At 66.2% G+C, this 17,593-nt stretch carries 15 protein-coding genes; 9 read left to right on the forward strand and 6 right to left on the reverse strand.

All coding sequences use genetic code 11. The features are described from left to right. Positions 1-8: 8 nt before the first annotated feature. From V474_RS05710 to V474_RS05730, 5 genes are all read left to right on the forward strand, one after another. Positions 9-530 (forward strand): RNA polymerase sigma factor, encoded by a 522-nt coding sequence (locus V474_RS05710; RefSeq protein ID WP_059150495.1) that lies wholly within the window; start codon positions 9-11, stop codon positions 528-530. Positions 531-600: 70 nt separating this feature from the next. Then, positions 601-1,542, forward strand: a complete 942-nt coding sequence (locus V474_RS05715; protein WP_059150496.1) for a FecR family protein — start codon at positions 601-603, stop codon at positions 1,540-1,542. A gap of 3 nt (positions 1,543-1,545) precedes the next feature. Beyond that, the gene (locus V474_RS05720) at positions 1,546-3,984 is read left to right on the forward strand and encodes a TonB-dependent receptor (RefSeq protein ID WP_059150497.1); all 2,439 of its coding nucleotides are present in this window, start codon (positions 1,546-1,548) and stop codon (positions 3,982-3,984) included. Between the two features lie 199 nt (positions 3,985-4,183). Then, positions 4,184-7,402, forward strand: a complete 3,219-nt coding sequence (locus V474_RS05725; protein WP_059150498.1) for an autotransporter outer membrane beta-barrel domain-containing protein — start codon at positions 4,184-4,186, stop codon at positions 7,400-7,402. A gap of 6 nt (positions 7,403-7,408) precedes the next feature. Beyond that, positions 7,409-7,936: a DUF6438 domain-containing protein gene (locus V474_RS05730; protein ID WP_236710722.1), complete on the forward strand. Its 528-nt coding sequence runs from the start codon at positions 7,409-7,411 to the stop codon at positions 7,934-7,936. A gap of 69 nt (positions 7,937-8,005) precedes the next feature. On the opposite strand, the gene V474_RS05735 is transcribed toward V474_RS05730, so the two are convergent. The 5 genes from V474_RS05735 to V474_RS05755 all read right to left on the reverse strand — a co-directional run bounded on the left by V474_RS05735 (position 8,006) and on the right by V474_RS05755 (position 11,309). Beyond that, positions 8,006-8,506, reverse strand: coding sequence for a nuclear transport factor 2 family protein (locus V474_RS05735; RefSeq protein WP_059150499.1), 501 nt, complete (start codon positions 8,504-8,506; stop codon positions 8,006-8,008). Further along, a complete protein-coding gene (locus tag V474_RS05740) occupies positions 8,499-9,554 on the reverse strand; it encodes an NADP-dependent oxidoreductase (RefSeq protein ID WP_059150500.1) in 1,056 nt (351 codons plus the stop codon). Before V474_RS05740 ends, V474_RS05735 begins: the two co-directional genes overlap by 8 nt. A gap of 30 nt (positions 9,555-9,584) precedes the next feature. Then, positions 9,585-9,887 carry a putative quinol monooxygenase gene (locus V474_RS05745; RefSeq protein WP_059150501.1) on the reverse strand — a complete coding sequence of 101 codons (303 nt, stop codon included), beginning with the start codon at positions 9,885-9,887 and terminating at the stop codon, positions 9,585-9,587. Positions 9,888-9,988: 101 nt separating this feature from the next. Continuing rightward, positions 9,989-10,624, reverse strand: coding sequence for a Dabb family protein (locus V474_RS05750; RefSeq protein ID WP_059150502.1), 636 nt, complete (start codon positions 10,622-10,624; stop codon positions 9,989-9,991). A 97-nt stretch (positions 10,625-10,721) separates the two neighbouring features. After that, positions 10,722-11,309, reverse strand: coding sequence for a TetR/AcrR family transcriptional regulator (locus tag V474_RS05755; protein ID WP_059150503.1), 588 nt, complete (start codon positions 11,307-11,309; stop codon positions 10,722-10,724). A gap of 248 nt (positions 11,310-11,557) precedes the next feature. Here V474_RS05755 and V474_RS05760 point away from each other — a divergent pair, with 248 nt between their 5' ends. Beyond that, complete coding sequence (locus V474_RS05760; protein ID WP_059150504.1) at positions 11,558-12,865, forward strand: sensor histidine kinase; 1,308 nt, start codon at positions 11,558-11,560, stop codon at positions 12,863-12,865. 16 nt (positions 12,866-12,881) lie between these two features. Here V474_RS05760 and V474_RS05765 read toward each other — a convergent pair whose 3' ends face one another. Continuing rightward, positions 12,882-13,418, reverse strand: coding sequence for a DUF924 family protein (locus V474_RS05765; RefSeq protein WP_059150505.1), 537 nt, complete (start codon positions 13,416-13,418; stop codon positions 12,882-12,884). A gap of 166 nt (positions 13,419-13,584) precedes the next feature. On the opposite strand from V474_RS05765, the gene V474_RS05770 reads away from it, so the two are divergent. From V474_RS05770 to V474_RS05780, 3 genes are all read left to right on the forward strand, one after another. Then, positions 13,585-15,243, forward strand: coding sequence for a phospholipase D family protein (locus tag V474_RS05770; protein ID WP_082699597.1), 1,659 nt, complete (start codon positions 13,585-13,587; stop codon positions 15,241-15,243). 85 nt (positions 15,244-15,328) lie between these two features. Further along, the gene (locus tag V474_RS05775; RefSeq protein WP_059150506.1) at positions 15,329-17,374 is read left to right on the forward strand and encodes a carbon starvation CstA family protein; all 2,046 of its coding nucleotides are present in this window, start codon (positions 15,329-15,331) and stop codon (positions 17,372-17,374) included. Then, a complete protein-coding gene (locus V474_RS05780) occupies positions 17,371-17,556 on the forward strand; it encodes a YbdD/YjiX family protein (RefSeq protein WP_059150507.1) in 186 nt (61 codons plus the stop codon). The genes V474_RS05775 and V474_RS05780 overlap by 4 nt, the downstream gene beginning before the upstream one ends. The last annotated feature ends 37 nt before the right edge of the window (positions 17,557-17,593 follow it).

Below are 17,593 nucleotides of genomic sequence, written 5' to 3' on the forward strand. Positions count from 1 at the left end.
AGCAGCCAGTGACAGCAGAATCCTCCAGTGCCGGGCTTGAAGCGGCTTTTCTCGATAACCGGGAGAAGCTGGTCCGATTCCTGCGCGCGCGCGGCGCCGGAGAGGCGGCGGAGGATCTGGTGCAGGAAGTATGGCTGAAGATCGCCGCAAGCAGCCCCGGCCCGGTCGCCTCGCCGCTGTCGTACCTGTTCCGCACCGCCGACCTCTTGATGATCGACCGCTTCCGCTCGCAAAGGCAGGCCGGCGCGCGCGACCGGGACTGGAGCGACGTCAACGCCGGCGATCCTCCGGGCGTTTCCGCCGAACCATCGGCCGAACGGCGCATCGCCGCTGCACAGGAGGCCGCCAGCGTCCTAGCGCTTCTGGACGGACTTGGCCCCCGCATCGCCGCGATCTTCCGCCGCCACCGGATCGACGGAGCGCCGCAGAAGACCATCGCGGCAGACATGAACATCAGCCTGAGCACGGTGGAAAGCGACCTTCGCGTCGCCTACCGCGCGCTGGCCGAATGGAAGGAACGCGCGCCATGAAGCCGCTGGCCCCATGGGCAATCAAGGCCGCTGCCGATCGTCTCCGTCTTCGCCGCATAAGGAGCGCGTGATGGCGAGTGACGGCACGATACAGGAACAGGCGCTGGATTGGGCAGTGCGCGCGGGCGACCCCGCGTTCGCCGACTGGGAAGCGTTCACCCTATGGCTGGAGGCCGACCCCGCCCACGCGCGCGCCTATGACGAGGTGACCGCCGCCGTCACTGATGCCGCCGGCCTCGCCGCTGCATCCGGCCCCGCCAACGACGACATCGTTGAGGAATATGCCCCTGCCTTGCAGGCTGCTCATGCAGGATCGGGGCCCATGTGGCTGGGCGGCGCGGTCGCGGCCTGCGTTGCGCTGGTGGGCGCGGTCTGGATGTTCCAGGGCGAGCGGCGCGATCTCTATACGGTCGAGACCGCGCTGGGCGAAACCCGTGCGGTCACGCTGGACGCTGGTACGCGTATCGAGCTGGCGGGCGGCACGACCGTCGTTTTCGACCGCCGCGACCACCGCTTCGCGCAGCTCGACAAAGGCCAAGCGTTGTTCACCGTCAGGCACGACGAAGCAAACCCATTCGCGGTGCGAGTGGGCGACAAACAGCTTGTCGACATCGGCACCGTCTTCGACGTGCGCCACGATGATGAGGGCCTTAGCGTTGCCGTGTCCGAAGGCGCCGTGCAATTCGATCCGTCCGGAGCGGACGTGCGCGTCTCGCCGGGCGAAGTACTGCGCAGCACCGCCGCGACTTATAGCGTATCGAAGATCGCGCCGGCACAAGTCGGCGAATGGCGCGAAGGCCGTCTGACTTTCGAAGCGGCATCGCCAGCCGAGGTCGCCGCTCAGCTCAAGCGCGCGACCGGCATCGACTATGCTGCCGCGCCGGGCGGCAGCGGCGCCGTGTCCGGCTCGATCCTCATCGCCCCGCTGCGCAAGGACCCCGCCGCCATCGGTCCGTTGCTTGGGCTATCGGTGGAGGCGCAGGCCAATCGCTGGGTGATCGGCGCCAGGTAAGTCATGCGGCGGGTGCACCTGATCGTGGCGGCCATGCTGACCACGCCGCTGGCTCTGCCGGCAGCCGCCTCCGCGCAGGACGTGGTTGTCGCCACGCGCGCCGGGACAATGGGCAATGTCGCTATCGAACTGGCGCGGCAGACCGGATCGAGCATCGTCGTCGCCGACCCGCAGATCGCGCGGCGTGCGGTAGCGGCCCTGCACGGCAGGATGACCCCTGCCGAGGCCGTGCGCCGTCTCGCCCGCTCGGCGGGGGGCCGCGCGGTGGCGGTCGGCCCCGGCGCGTGGCGGATCGAGGCCGTGCCTGCGCCCCGGCCCAGCGCGCCGCGCCGCGCACCTTCGCAGGCGCGCGGCCCCTCACCCACAGATGAGGCGGCCGCCAAACCCATCATCGTGATCGCTTCCAAACGCGATCTTGCGATCGGGCAGATTCCGGGCCAGGTCTCGATCCTTGATGGTGCTTCGCTGGAAGCCGGCGGCATCGGCGGCACCGAGAAGATCACCCAGCGCCTAGCAACGGTCACCTCCACTCACCTGGGCAGCGGGCGCAACAAGCTATTTATCCGCGGCATCGCCGATTCCAGCTTCACGGGGCCGACGCAGGCCACCGTGGGCCAGTACCTTGGCGACCTGCGTCTTACCTACAACGCCCCCGACCCTGACCTGCGCTTGTCTGACATGGCCCGCGTAGAAGTGCTGGAGGGGCCGCAGGGCACGCTTTACGGCGCAGGATCGCTGGGCGGGATCATTCGCCTCGTCCCCAATGCCCCGGTCATGGGAGAGACCAGCGGATCGGCCGCGCTCGGCGGTTCGCTGACCCAGAACGGCTCGCCCGGCGGCGACGGCGCGGCCACCATCAACCTGCCGGTGAGCGAAAAAGTGGCCTTTCGCGCCAACTTCGATGCGGCGACGCTGGGCGGCTATATCGACAAGCCGCTGCTAGGCCGCAAGGACGTCAACCGCACCCGCATCATTGGCGGGCGGGCCAGCCTGCGCGCGCGACTTGGGCCGGAGTGGACCGTGGATCTGATCGGCCTTGGCCAGTCCACCCATGCCCGCGACAGCCAGTACGCCACCCGCTATGCCGAGCCGCCGCTGACGAGCGATGCACGGGTGCAGGAAGGCTCCGACGCGGATTATGCCATGGGGCAGTTCGTGATCTCGGGACGGATCGGCGACATCCGCGTGCGCTCAACCACCGGGGCCGTGCGCCAGCATCTGGAGGAGCGTTACGACGCCAGCCTTTCCGCCGACGCGCCGCGTGTGTTCGCGCAGGAAAACCGCACCCGCATGATCGCCCACGAAACCCGCCTGTGGCAGCCCGAGCGCGGCGGCTTCAGCTGGATCATCGGCACCAGCTATACCCACAACCGCACCGTCCTGCGGCGCGGGTTCGAGACCGAAGTTTCCACCGCCGCCGCCACCGGCGTGCGCAATACCATCGACGAGGCCACGCTCTACGCCGAGGCCAGCATGCGCATCCGCCCCGGCCTGACCGCCACGGCAGGCGGACGCGTGACCCATTCGCGGCTGAGCGGCGCGGGCGAGGATGTGATGCCCGCCGACGCCGCATTCATCGCCATGGCCCGCGAGGCAATGACGGCGGACCGCAGCGCCACCACAGTCCTGCCCTCGGTCGCGCTGAATGCCGAGCTGTTTGGCGAGACCGCGCTCTACATGCGCTATCAGGAGGGTTTTCGCCCCGGCGGCTTCGCGATTGAAAGCGATTTCGTCCGCCGCTTCAAGGGCGACCGCACCGGGACCTGGGAATTCGGCGTGCGCCACGGACGGCCCGGTGCGGGCGTTTTCGACATCGCCGCCAGCATATCCTTCACCCGCTGGCGCGATATCCAGGCGGATTTCATCGATAATTCCGGCCTGCCCTCCACTGCCAATATCGGTGACGGGCGGGTCTGGTCGGCCAGCGTGAGCGGCGGTGTCCAGCTCATGACAGGCCTTCGTTTCGAGGCCGGGGCGACCTGGAACCGGAGCAAGGTCGATACGCCGCCCACCGAACTCCTCGCGCTGGTGGCGCGGACTGCACCGGCATACGACATCGCTGGCATGAGCCTTGTCGATGCGACGCTGGCTCGCTCCATGCAGGTGCCGAATATCGCGCAGTTCTCGGGCCGGATCGGGATCGGGTGGAACCGGGATCTGGGCGAACGCCTGCGCCTGAGTGCCAACGGCTGGGCCAGCTATGTGGGCGAATCCCGGCTCGGCATCGGGCCGGAACTGGGCCAGCCTCAGGGCGATTACCTCGATAGCGGGGCGGATATCCGTGTGGGTACTGAGCGTTACGGCGTGACGTTGACGGTCAACAACCTTACCAACTCACACGGCAATCGCTTCTCGCTGGGCACGCCTTTCGGGACCGGGCGCGATCAGGTGACGCCGCTGCGACCGCGCACGATCAGGCTGGGGCTGGACGCGCGGTTTTAGGCGGCGGGGGCTTCGACAAGCTCAGCCTGAGCGGTGTTGAAAGTATCGCGTAACCTGTAGAACCCTGTTGGAAGCACCAAGCAACTTCAGCTCACCCGGAGCTTGTCGAAGGGTGCTCTGCCAGACCCCCGAACATTTTTTCAAGGCTCCCCCCACCTGCCTCCGTCTCAAGGGTCATTACCGACCTGAAGGGACGAAGATGCCTCGCTACCTGTCTGCCAAGACGCTTCTCGCCACGACCGCGTTGCTGGCGATTTCCACCGCCGCGCACGCGGAGGACGTGAAGACCAAGGGAACCTCTCCGCTCAAGACCTCGACCATCAAGGCTGGCGCCGCCGATGCCATCAACGTCACCAAGGACGGCGGCGTCACCCTTACCGCCGGCACCGCGATCACGCAGGATAGCAACCACGCCGTCGCCAATGCGGGCGCGCTTGCGATCAGCAACGCCAACGGCGCGGTAGGCATCGATTCGCTGGCGGGAACCAGCGGCGACATCGTCAACACCGGCACCATTACCGTCGACGAACCCTATGTCCCCACCGACACCGACAAGGACGGCGACCTCGATGGTCCCTTCGCGCTCGGCGCGAACCGCACCGGCATCCGCACCAAGGGCGACCAAACCGGCAAGTTTACCCAGAGCGGCACGATCACCGTCAAGGGCAACGATTCGGCTGGCATTGCCCTGGGCGGCAAGCTGACCGGCGCCTTCACCCATGACGGCACCACCACCGTGCTGGGCGACCGCACGGTGGGCATTTCGGCGCAAGCCATCGACGGCAACGTGCGCCTTGCCGGATCGGTTTCGGCGCAAGGCAAGGATGCCATCGGAGCGCGTTTCGCCGGGGACGTGAACGGCGCCATGGTGGTTCAGGGAACCATCGCCGCGACCGGCTACCGCTACACCACTCCGCCTGCCGACCCGTCCAAGCTCGACGCGGACGACCTGCTGCAGGGCGGTTCGGCGCTGATCGTCGAGGGTAACGTCAGCGGCGGCATCATCCTTGCCGTTGCTCCCAAGGCCGACCCTGCAAAGCCGGATTCGGACGCTGACGGCATAGATGACACCAAGGAAGGCAATGCCAAGGTCGTCTCCTACGGCTCCGCGGCTGCCATGCAGATCGGGGCGACCGACCGCGCCGTCACCATCGGCCCGGTCGCCGGAACCGCCAGCCAGTTCGGCCTCATCATCGACGGCGCCGTGGACGGCCAGGGCCTCTACGCAGGCGTGAACGCCAATGGGCTGGTCATCGGCGGACGCGGCGGCGCGGTAAGCATTGCCAACGGCATTGGCGTTTCAGGGACAGTGAACGCAACCTCGAACGGCGCCAGCGCCACCGCGCTCCGCGTCGGTGCAGGCGCGACCACGCCGCAACTCCAGAACACCGGCACGATTTCGGCCACCAGTGGCAATGCCGCCGGCGCCCTTGCCACTGCCGTACGCGTCGACGCGGGCGGCAGCTTGCCGACGATCCGCAACAGCGGCACGATCAAGGCCGTTGCGGGCGAAAAGGGATCGGCCACCGCCATCTCCGACGCCAGCGGCACGGTGAACCTGATCGAGAATGCCGGCACCATCTCGGCCACCGGCGCCAAGGCCAGCACCGAGGTGCCCGGCGCACGCAACATCGCCATCGACCTGACAACTGCTACCGGCAATGTCACGATCAGGCAGACGCAGGTCGCCTCGGGGATCACCGCACCGGCCATCGTCGGCGACGTAAGGCTGGCCGGCGGCAACGACCTGCTCGATCTGGCCGACGGCACGCTGACCGGCAACGTCAGCTTCGGCGGCGGCAACAACACGCTCAATCTTTTGGGCGATGCAGTACAGACAGGCGCGGTGAGCTTCGGTGCGGGCGCGGATACGATCTCGCTGGCCGGGACCAGCGCCTACAATGGCGCGGTGGACTTTGGCGGCGGCGCCGATGCGCTGAACCTGTCGGGCACCGCCTACTTCGGCGGCTCGATCGCCAATTCGGCCAATCTCGCGGTCAAGGTCGCGGGCGGTACGCTCGACATCAACAAACCCGCTTCGATCGGCTCGCTCGATGTAGGTGCGAGCGGCGTGGTGCTGGTGACGCTGGACAAGACCGCCGGGGCTGGCTCGGCCTACACCGTTTCGGGCAATGCCAGCTTCGCGGATGGCTCGAAGCTGGCGATCCGTCTTGCCGATGTCGCCACGGCCGAGGGCAGCTATCAGGTCCTAACCGCCGGCAATTTGACCGGGCGTGACAAGCTCGCCACCAACACCGACCTCGTGCCTTTCATGTTCAAGGCCGAGCTGGACAAGGAGGCCGCCGCCAACACCATCGTCGTCGATGTATCGCGCCGCACCGTCAGCGAACTGGGCCTCAACCGCTCGGGCGCATCGGCTTACGACGCGGTGTTCGACGTACTGGGCAAGGACGAGAAGATCGGCGACGTGTTTCTGGGCATCACCAACGGCGACCAGTTCCGCGCCGCCGTTGGCCAGTTGCTACCCGATCATGCGGGCGGCGCCTTCGAGGGCTTGAGCCTGGGCACCCGCGCCCTCGCCCGCCAGATGCAGGACCCTCAAGGGCCCATAACCCGCAGCGGCCGCTTCACCACCTCGCTTAACATGGCGGTCTGGGGCAGCGACCGGAAGACCGGCCAAAGCGCGGCCTACAAGCTGAGCGGTTACGCGTGGTCCGCTAGCGGCGAGTACGAAACCAAGATGGGCCGATTCGGCGCCACGTTCGCCTACCTGTGGAACAACCATAAGAACGGCCAGGTCTCCGAGGTGGACTCCACCGCGTTCGAACTGGCGGCGCACTGGCGCGGCAAGTTCGGTCCGCTAAGCGCCTTCGCGCGCGGCTCGTTCGGCAAGGCCGACTTCGACGGGGAACGCACCTTCACCGGCGCCATCGGCACCGAGACGGTGAACCGCAAGATGGATGCCAGCTGGAAGGGCAATTTCGTCACTGCCAGCGGCGGCGCAGCCTATGAGGGCGGCGGGCAGTTCTTCTTCTTCCGGCCCGGCGTCACCGTCGACTACCTGCGCCTGAAGGAGAACGGCTACACCGAAAAGGGCGGCGAGACGCTGAACCTGATCGTGGATGCCCGCACCAGCGACGAACTGGCGGTGAACCCCAGCATGACCGTGGGCGTCGATTTCCTGGGTATGCGCGCCAAGGACGAAAACTGGCTGCGCATGGAAACCGAAGGTGGCTGGCGTGAAATCGTCAAGGGCGGCCTGGGCGCGACCACCGCGCACTTCGACGGCGGCAAGGACTTCACCCTCACCGGCGACGATGCGACGAGCGGCTGGTTCGCGCGCCTGCGGGCGATTGGTGGTTCGTCCGGCTTTACGATGGGCGGAGAAGTTTCCGCCGAAGACCGTCACGGGCGGGTCGATCTGGCCCTGCGCGCGTCGGTCTCGGTGGGCTGGTAAAGGGCGATGCGCGCGACATTCGTCGTTGCCGTCGTCCTGGGCACCGGACTGCTGATATGCTGCACCCCCCGCGTGCGGTCCGGTGCCCCCACACTTCCCGTTACGGCTCAGGGAGGTGAGGAAATCCGCATCTCTCGCGGGCCATGCTTCGGCTTCTGCCCGGTCTACACCCTTGCGGTCACCCCGGCCGGGCGGGTCGATTTCAAGGGCGAGCGGCACACTGCCGTCCTTGGCCAGCGCGCGCATTCGGTGGGTCGAACGGCTTACGAGGACGTGCGCGGCGCCCTGGCCGCACTGCGGCCCGAAACCGGCATTGAGACGGAGTTTGCGTGCAAGGTCGCCGTCAGCGACATGTCGCACCTGACACTGGAATGGATCGCCGCCGACGGTACGCGTACGGCGTTGACCTACGGCATGGGCTGCCGCGACCCAGAAGGCGCCGCCATCATGCAAACCGTAGAGAAGCAGTTGCACAAGCTGGAAGCCGCCGAATGGGCGGCGCAGAAGACATGGCCAGGAGATACGCGCGGGTAGCGCCGCAGCCAGGGTCTTTTGGCAGGCTTTGAGCGAGCGGGAACGGAAAACTCTTCTGTTCCCGTAATGCTACCTCCCCGCAAACAGCGGATGTGCCGGGGACAGCCCGTCACCGAAAGTCATCGGCCCGCCGCGATCGTCAACCTGCCGCTCCACGCGGTCGAACAGGTTGAGCACATACGTGAGCCCCGACAGACGCCATTCCCCCTCTCGGCATTCGGCGGTGAAGAGGTACCGCCCCCAGAACGTATCGTCGATGCCCGGCGCAGGGTCATCGGTGCGGCAGACGATCACGCACCCCGCATCGATCCTCGCCTGCTTTCCTGTCAACGTGACCACAGGCATGGCGAACATGTGGAGGCGGCGCGAATAGCCCTCCTCCAGTTCAGCCACGAATTTGCGATATTCCCCGAAATCGCCCTTGAACATGCCGAAGTCGAACAGCGATTCCGGCCAGAACACGTCGCTCAGCCGGTCCCAGTCGAGCCAGTCGATAAGTTGCGCATATTCAGCCACCAGTTCACCGAGGCGCGCCTTGGCGATCAGCGCCGCGGTGGCGCCGTCAGACATGCGCGGCAACCTTCCAGTCCGCAAGGGTCGATACGGTCTCGTCAAGGCGCACCAGCGTCTTGCCGGTGGTCTCGCCCGACATCAGGCGGATGAAGGCGTCCGGCGTCGCTTCGAGACCCGTGGCGACGTTCTCGGTGGCAGTGAGCTGGCCCGAGCGCACCCAGTTCGCCAGCGCATCCTCAGCCTCATGCAGCATGTCCACCGCCTCGTAAGCAAGGAAACCGCGCATAGTGATGCGATTGACCAGCACCTGCCACATGTTCTTCAGACGGTAGGGATCGGTCTGGTGATTGTAATTGGCGATCATTCCGCAGACCGGAATACGCCCGAACCCCTTCATGCGCGGCAACACGGTGTCGAGCGTGATGCCCCCGACGTTGTCGAAATAAAGGTCGATGCCGTCCGGGAAATGCCTTGCGATCTCGGCGTCTAGGTCCTTGCAGTCCCGGTAATTGATCGCGCCGTGCATGCCAAGGTCTTCGGTGATGTGGCGCGCCTTGGCATCGGAGCCCACCGTGCCGACCACGCGGCAGCCCGAGAGCCGGGCGATCTGCCCGCCAACCGAACCCACCGCACCGGCCGCCGCGCTCATCAGCACTTCGTCGCCTTCGCGTATTTCGCCGTAGCGCTTGAGGCCGACATAAGCGGTGATGCCCGACCAGCCGCAGGCACCCATGTAAGCGGTAAGCGGCAGGTCATCGGCGACGCGCACGTTCTCGAAGCCGACGCTGCCGGGCGAGATCACGGAATGGGTCTCCCAGCCGATGAAGGCGCGGCCATAGTCGCCCTCGCGGAATTCGGGGTGGCGCGATTGGACCACGCGGCCCAGCACCATCGTCGGGATAAGGCCGCCGATCTCCACCGGCGGCATGTAGCTCTTCACGTCGTCGAGCATCCCGCGCACTGCCGGATCGATGGCGAAGACCCGGTTTTCGAGCAGGACCTGCCCCTCCCCGATCTCGGGTAACCGGGCTTCCTCGATGCGGAAGTTATTGGGCGAAGGCACCCCGGTGGGGCGCGAATCCAGCACTATGCGGCGGTTCATCATTGTCTCTCTCCCAGTGTTTCCATCGCCGCGTCAGTCTGCGAAGCTGCGCTCGTTGGTGGCGTCGAACTTGCGCACGCCGGTCGTGTCGATCCGATCCGCCCAGCCGCCCAGCAGGGCCTGCACTGTGGGTTGGGCCAGGTGCCCCGCCAGCGCATCTTCGTCCCGCCAGCGTTCATAGGCGAGCACGGTGCCGTCCTCGCGACTGTCGAGGGCGAAGTGGTAGCCCAGGCAGCCATCCTCCTGCAGCGTCGGTTCGACCAGCGAACGCAGCGCATCGGCAAGCTCCTCGACAAGGTCAGGCGAGGTCTTCAGGTGTCCGGCGAGCACGATCATGGCGTGGCGATCCTCTTTATCTTGTCCTGGCATTTCATCGCCGCGTGAACGGCGCACGGGCACTGTCCCTTGTGACAGGTCATGACCGGCATCCGGCTCGCTCACCACGCGGGCGCATCGCCTCCGGGCACTGCCGGGCCGGTAAGCCAGTCTCCGGTGATGCCGATCCTGATCGAAGAACCCCTGGCCACTTCAGTTCCCGCATCGGGGGTGACGAACATGATGCGGTTCGGCGCCCAGACCGAGCCGATGATCTCCTCCTCGTCGGCCGAAAGTTCGACACCGGCCGCCGCGCACATTTCCAGCGCCCGCTCGCGGGTCTGGCCGCGCACTTCAGGGACATAGGCCTTGGCGGGATCTTCGTGGAGCTTGAGCACACGGGCCTTCTCGCGCTCCGCTTCCTCGGCGGCGAGACCTTCGTCGAAGGCGGGACCGTGGTAGTCGATCTCCCAATCGAACGACATCATGTTCTCCAGGATGTCGGGCAGGAAAGGCGTCATGCGCAGATGCGACCAGTGCGACATGTATCGCTCCATCGCTTCGTAGGTGTCGATGTCGCAGCAGTTGGCGAAGTCGAAATCGCCGGAATGGAAGCGGGTGTGGACCACCTTGCCATGGCTGTAGTCGCGCACCTCGCGGTTGAGATGGGACAGCTTTTTCACTTCCTCGATGAACAGGTCAATCTTGGCCGGATCGGCGTCTTTCTTGAATTTGAGCATCACCACGTGGCGGATCATCGTTCTCTCCCATGCTGGCGTCTGCGTCGCGGCGCCGATTGTGGAGAGACTAACCCGATATTTTTTATCTGGTGCCTGTCAGATTAAACAGGTGTTGTCAGGCATCCGCGGCGAAGCCAAGGTCGGCCAGCTGTGCTGTCAAAACCTGGATCATACGCCCGGCGGTCCAGTCGTCGGGCGCAAAGCAGGCTTCAAGCGAAATCCCCGCGACCGAGGCGATCAGCCGCCGCGCTTCGAACAACAGGTCGCCGTCTTCGACCGGGCGAGCGCTGCGCCGCACCAGCATCACCCGATAAAGTTCGAGGCTCTGCTCGGCAGCCCGGCGGCGTTCTTCAAGATATTCCGGCTCAAGGTGCGCCCTGCCCCAGAACGCGATCCATACGCGCCAGTTGGCCCGCGCGCCTGCGGTCAGCGGCATGATCTCGCCCAGGCAGTCCAGCAGCGGCAGGCCGGCATCGAACGCCGCCTCCAAACGCTCGCGGGCGCGGTCGTTGGCGAGCTGGTAGACGCCGAAGAGCAGCTCGTTCTTGTTGCGGAAATAATGCGACACGATCGAGGTACTGCACGCCGTCGCCGCCGCGATCTCGCGGAAGGTCAGCGCATCTATCCCCCTGTCCGCAACAAGGTCGAACGCGACCGACAGGACGAGAGACCGGCGCTCCTGCTTGTCGACGATGATCGGCATCGTTGTCCTTCCCGGCCTTTCACACGAAACTACCAGCCGGGGCTTCCAGATGGGCGACGCTCTTGTCAAGCGGCCGAAACCGGCGCGAAAGCCTGCGCACCATTGCGCCTGCGCCTGATTGCGTATCAAATCATTGCTGGCAGCAATGCTTGTGTTGACGCCGGTGGGCCGGGATGGAACCGCAAGATCAAAGACCCACCGTATCGTGCCGCCGAACGTGGGAAATACAACGCGAGAGAGGATAACAGGTGGCCCGACCCTTTGCCCCGCGCTTCGCGGTCTACGTTGCGCTGGTGTTCCTGCTTCTGGGCGTGATGCAGCTCGTGGCCAGCCTCGTTTTCTACCAGTCGATCGACCACCAGACCCTTCGCGAGGACCACGCCCGCCGCGTTGCCGAGATGCTGGTGGTGAGCGACCGGATTCACGCGCTCGACCCGCGGCTCACCGCCCCCACCATGAGCACGCGCCACCTCGCCGCAGCCGTGGCCAATGCGCCTTCCGTTGCCGCGTCTGCACCTTCGGAAACGCTGCGGGCGATCGCCACCCGCATCGTCGAATGGGAACCGTCGCTCGGCGGGCGGTCGCTGCGCCTTGCGGTGCGCGATGTCGGCCATGGCAAGCGCGATCTCGTCGGCTCGATCCGGCTGACCGACGAACACTGGCTGAACTTCCGCTCGCGCGATATGAACGCCGCGTGGCCGGTGGCCCTGCGCGCCACCGTGCTTACGCTAGCCACGACGCTGGCCTGCCTCGCCATCGGCCTTGCCGCACTGCACGTCCTCACCCGCCCCCTGCGCCGGATGAGCGACGCCGCCGACGCTATCGGCCAGGGCCGCCAGGTCACCGTGCGCGAAACCGGATCGCCGGACCTGCGCAAACTGGCGCATTCGATGAACGTCATGCAGGACCGCATTGCGCGCCTGCTTCAGGATCAGGCCAGGTCGTTCGAGGCGATAAGCCATGATCTGCGCACCCCCCTTTCGCGCCAGAAGGTAGCCGCCGAACTTATCGACGACGCCGAACTGGGCGGGGTGATCCTGGCCAGCGTGGACGAGATGGAGGCCCTGCTCGCCTCGCTCCAGCGTTTCCTGCGCGCGCAGCACCTCGATGCCGAGCCGGAGACGGTGGAACTGGGACAACTGGTGCGGGGCGTGCTGTTCCCGTATCGCGGCAGGGCGCGGTTCGCCGTCGAGGGTACGGCCAGCGTCCGGACCTTCCGCGAACCTTTGTCGCTGGCGCTCGAAGCCCTGATCGAAAACGCGATCCAGTTCGGCGGAGAAGCGCGCATCACTATTCGCCGCGTCGAGGGCCATTGGTGCATAGAGATCGCCGACTCGGGGCCCGGCATCCCGTCATGCTACTTCGATGCGATCCTGGACCCGTTCTTCCGCCTCGATGCAGCCCGCGCGCGCGACACCAAGGGCTTCGGGCTGGGCATTCCCACGGCGCACCGCCTGATGATGCGGTTCGACGGCAAACTGACCTTCGCTTCTTCGCCCGAAGGCGGGCTGATCGCGCGCATCCGCGTGCCCCAACCGCAGGACGCCGCTGCCTGACACGCAGCGGCTGCGCTCATCCGTCGATGAATGCGCGTTCGCCCTCGCTCGAGGTCCTTGCCAGCGCCTCGTTACGGTGCGGAAAACGGCCGAAACGGTCGATCTCGCCCTTGTGGCCTTGCGCGAACTGCAAGACATCTTGAGCAAAGTCACGCAGCGCGGTGAACCGCTCGATGCTCATCGCCTGAAGCTGCGGGTCCTCGGCGTGCATCAAGGGCATGTAGAAGAACTGGCGCTGCCCGAACGCCAGCTTCTCGTCCATGCCCATCGCCATCCCCTCGACCGCCAATTGCTGGGCGCGAACGTCCGTTTCGAACGCGGCGGCAGTGTCGCGATGGATGTGCCTTGAGAATTGATCGAGCAGCAGGATCAACCCCAGCCGGCCGAGCGGGGTGGCCGCCCAGTCGTCCAGCATGCCCGCACCGGCCTGCCGATGCAGATCGGCGAAGCGCCCGCGAACCAACGCATCGAGCGCCTCGCCGCCCTTGAACCAGTCCTGCGGCGTCAGTTCGCGAAACCAGAAATTCAGCACCTCGTCCTGTGGGTCGTTCAATCTGGCGCTCCTGCCCGTTTTCCTGTTTTTGCCCGATTGCGCGGGCATTGCCATGTGCCTTAGATGGCTTGCAATTCACGGGGATCAAGCCGGGTCCTTCGGCCGTTCCACACCGCTTGCATTCCGTGTCAGGAACGCATGACCGCAACGAACACCAGGAGTAGCAATGGCACGGGTGAGCCCGTTTAGAACGGCCCTGAGCGGCGCTGGGCGCGGCGCCGGACGGCGCTGGGCGATAGGGCTTGGCAGCATTGCCGCCGCAGGCGCGGCGCTTTGCCTCGCCAGCCGCCTGCCCCGCAGAACGCCCCCCGCAACTGCCCGCCTTCCCCTGCCCGGCGACAGCTCGCTATCCCGTTCCGTGGCGGCGCAGACATCGGGGCACCCCGGCCTCTCCGGCGTCCACCTGCTGAGCGACGGCATCGATGCCTTCGCGGCGCGCCTGCTGCTGGCCCGCACGGCGGAGCGCACGCTCGACCTGCAATATTACATCTGGCACGGCGATCGCACCGGCACCCTCCTGCTCGAAGCAGTCCACGAAGCGGCCCGGCGCGGCGTGCGGGTTCGCATGCTGCTGGACGACAACGGCATCACCGGATTGGACCATGTGCTGTCCGCGCTGAACGACCACCCTGATATAGAGGTGCGGCTGTTCAACCCGTTCCGCATCCGCTTCCCCAAGACAATCGGCTTCCTCACCGAATTCGGCCGCCTCAACCGGCGGATGCACAACAAGAGCTTCACCGTCGACGGCGCCGTGACGATCGTGGGCGGGCGCAACGTGGGTGACGAGTATTTCGGCGCGGGCGACGGCGCCATGTTCGCCGACCTCGACGTCCTGGCGATCGGACCGGTGGTGCGCGATGTCGAACAGGATTTCGAGCGCTACTGGAACAGTGCATCGGCCTATCCCGCCGCGCAGATCCTGGCGCGGGTAGGCAAGCGCCAGCGCGCGAAGCTGGCATCGCGAGCATCGGTGGTCGAAAGCGACGCCTCGGCGCGGCGCTATGTCGAACGCCTGCGCAGCCTGCCGCTGGTCAGGCAGCTTGCCCAAGGCGACCTCGATTTCGAATGGGCGCAGGTGGAGGTCATCAGCGACGATCCCGCCAAGGCCTTGCACGATATCGAGCACGACGAACTGCTCGCCGGCAAGCTGGACGATACGATCGGCGCGCCGCTCAAGGAACTGGCGATCGTCTCGGGCTATTTCGTCCCCGGCCAGCAGGGTACCGACCAACTCTGCGCGCTTGCACGCTCCGGGGTAGCGGTATCGGTGTTGACCAACGGGTACGGCGCCACCGACGTGGCGATGGTCCATGCCGGCTATGCACCGTGGCGCAAGCAACTGCTGAAGGCCGGCGTACGCCTGTTCGAAACCGGCCCCCAAACGCGCGCCGCGCCTACGAAAAAGGCCGCCAAGAAAGAGCGCCGCAAGGGCAACCGGCTCGGCGTCGGCAGCCGCCTGCGCGCCACCGGCAGCGGCTCGTTCGCGGCCCTGCGCTCCGGCGCCTCGACGATCCACGCCAAGACCATCACGGTCGATCGGACGCGCCTGTTCATCGGCTCGTTCAATTTCGACCCCCGATCGTACCGGCTGAACACCGAACTCGGCTTCGTCATTCACAGCCCGCTGTTCGCGGCGCACGTCGCCGATGCCTTCGACAGCATCATTCCCGATGCGTCCTATGCCGTCTCCCTCGGCACCGATGGCGAACTGCGCTGGAGCGACGGTACGGCGCCGCCCCGCACCGATGAGCCGGGGATGCGTCTGTTCGACCGTGTAATGGTCGGCGTCGCCTCTCGGCTGCCGATCGCGTGGCTGCTGTAAGCACGGGACCTTTTCGGTTCACTCGGGGCAAAAGCGATCCTACAGGCTAAGGCAGGCCCCCGGGTTCTGAACAGGAGAGCGTGACTTGAAACATATCCCGTGGATCATTCTCGCCCTGATCGGCGCGGCGTGCCTTGCCGTTCTGGCAACGGTGCGCGGCGAACAGATCAACGCGCTGTGGATCGTCGTCGCCGCGGTGAGCACGTTCCTTGTCGCCTATCGCTATTACGCCCTGTTCATCGCGCAGTACGTCATGAAACTGGATGGCAGGCGCGCCACTCCGGCCCATTACCGCGCCGACGGCATGGACTATGTGCCCACCGACAGGCGTGTGCTGTTCGGCCACCACTTCGCCGCCATCGCCGGGGCAGGCCCGCTTGTCGGCCCTGTGCTGGCGGCACAGATGGGCTATCTGCCGGGCACGCTCTGGATCATCGCGGGCGTCGTGGTGGCGGGCGCGGTGCAGGACTTCATGGTCCTGTTCATCTCGATGCGCCGCGACGGCAAGTCTCTGGGCGAACTCGTGCGCATGGAAATGGGCGCGGTGGCCGGCACCATCGCCCTGGCCGGCGCTTTCCTCATCATGGTCATCATTCTGGCGGTGCTGGCGCTGATCGTGGTGCGGGCGCTGGCGGAAAGCCCGTGGGGCATGTTCACCGTCGCCGCCACGATCCCGCTGGCGCTGATGATGGGCGCATACACGCGCTGGATCAGACCGGGCCGGGTGGGAGAAGTGTCGATCCTGGGCTTCGTGGGCCTGATCGCGGCCATCGTCTACGGGCAGGCCGTGGCAGCATCGCCGTTCTGGGGACCGCTATTCACCTTCACTCCCGAGCAGCTGTGCTGGATTCTGATCGGCTACGGCGCCCTCGCCTCACTGTTGCCGGTATGGCTGCTGCTGGCCCCGCGCGACTATCTTTCGACGTTCCTCAAGATCGGCGCGATCAGCGCGCTGGCGGTGGGCATCGTTATCATGGCGCCGCCGCTGCGAATGCCGCCGCTCACCCAGTTCATCGGCGGCGGAGGCCCCGCGTGGTCGGGCGCCCTGTTCCCGTTCCTGTTCATCACCATCGCCTGCGGTGCGGTCTCCGGCTTCCATGCCCTGATCGCCAGCGGCACCACGCCCAAACTGATCGCCACTGAGACCGACGCCCCCTTCATCGGCTACGGCGCGATGTTGATGGAGGCCTTTGTGGCGATCATGGCGCTGGTGGGCGCCTCGATCCTCGATCCGGGCATCTACTTCGCCATGAACAGCCCCGCCGCCGTGCTGGGCACCGACGCGGTCAGCGCCGCTCATGCCGTGACCGCGATGGGCTTCCCGGTTTCCGCCGACCTGCTGGTCCAGACCGCGCGCGACGTAGGCGAACACACCATCGTCTCACGCACCGGGGGCGCGCCCACGCTGGCCGTCGCCATGGCCGAAATCTTCAGCCACGTCGCCGGCGGCTCGGCGATGAAAGCGTTCTGGTATCACTTCGCGATCCTGTTCGAGGCGCTGTTCATCCTCACTGCCGTTGACGCCGGCACCCGCGCCGGACGCTTCATGCTGCAGGACCTGATCGGGCTGGCCGTGCCCTCGTTCCGGGCGGGAACTTCGTTCCTGCCGGGCGTGGTGGCGACCGGGCTTTGCGTGGCGAGCTGGGGGTTCTTCCTCTACCAGGGCGTCACCGACCCGCTGGGCGGCGTGAACACGCTGTGGCCGGTGTTCGGTATCTCGAACCAGATGCTTGCCGCCGTGGCGCTGATGCTTTCAACCGTGGTGCTGTTCCGCATGAAGCAGCAGCGCTTTGCCTGGGTGACGGTGGTGCCCACGGTCTGGCTGCTGATCTGCACCCTGAGCGCAGGCACCCTGAAACTGCTGTCGAGCGATCCCACGGTCGGCTTTCTCGCCCATGCCCGCAAGTTTGCGGACGCGGTTTCGGCCGGGCAGGTTCTGGCCCCGGCCAAGTCGATGGAGCAGATGGAGGCGATCGTATTCAACGACCGCGTCGATGCAGGGCTTTGCGTGTTGTTCCTGTTCGTGGTGATCTCGCTAATGGGCTTCACGGTCCGCACCTGCCTCGCCGCCTTGCGGGAGGATCGGCCGACGGTGAACGAAATGCCCGCACAGATGGTCCCGGCGGAATGAGCGGGTTCTTCAAACGCCTGCGGGAGACCGCCCGCCTCATGGTCGGCCAGCCGCCTTACGAGGTCTATCTCGCCCACATGGTGAAGCACCACCCCGGCACCCCGCCACTGGACCGCGTGGCGTTCTTCCGCAACCGGGAGAACGCCCGCTTCAGCGGCGCGGGCGGGGGAAAATGTTGTTGAATTCTGCCCAAGGATAACCCCCACCTCCGCTCATCCT

The sequence above is a fragment of the Novosphingobium barchaimii LL02 genome (genome assembly GCF_001046635.1).
GTDB lineage: Bacteria > Pseudomonadota > Alphaproteobacteria > Sphingomonadales > Sphingomonadaceae > Novosphingobium > Novosphingobium barchaimii.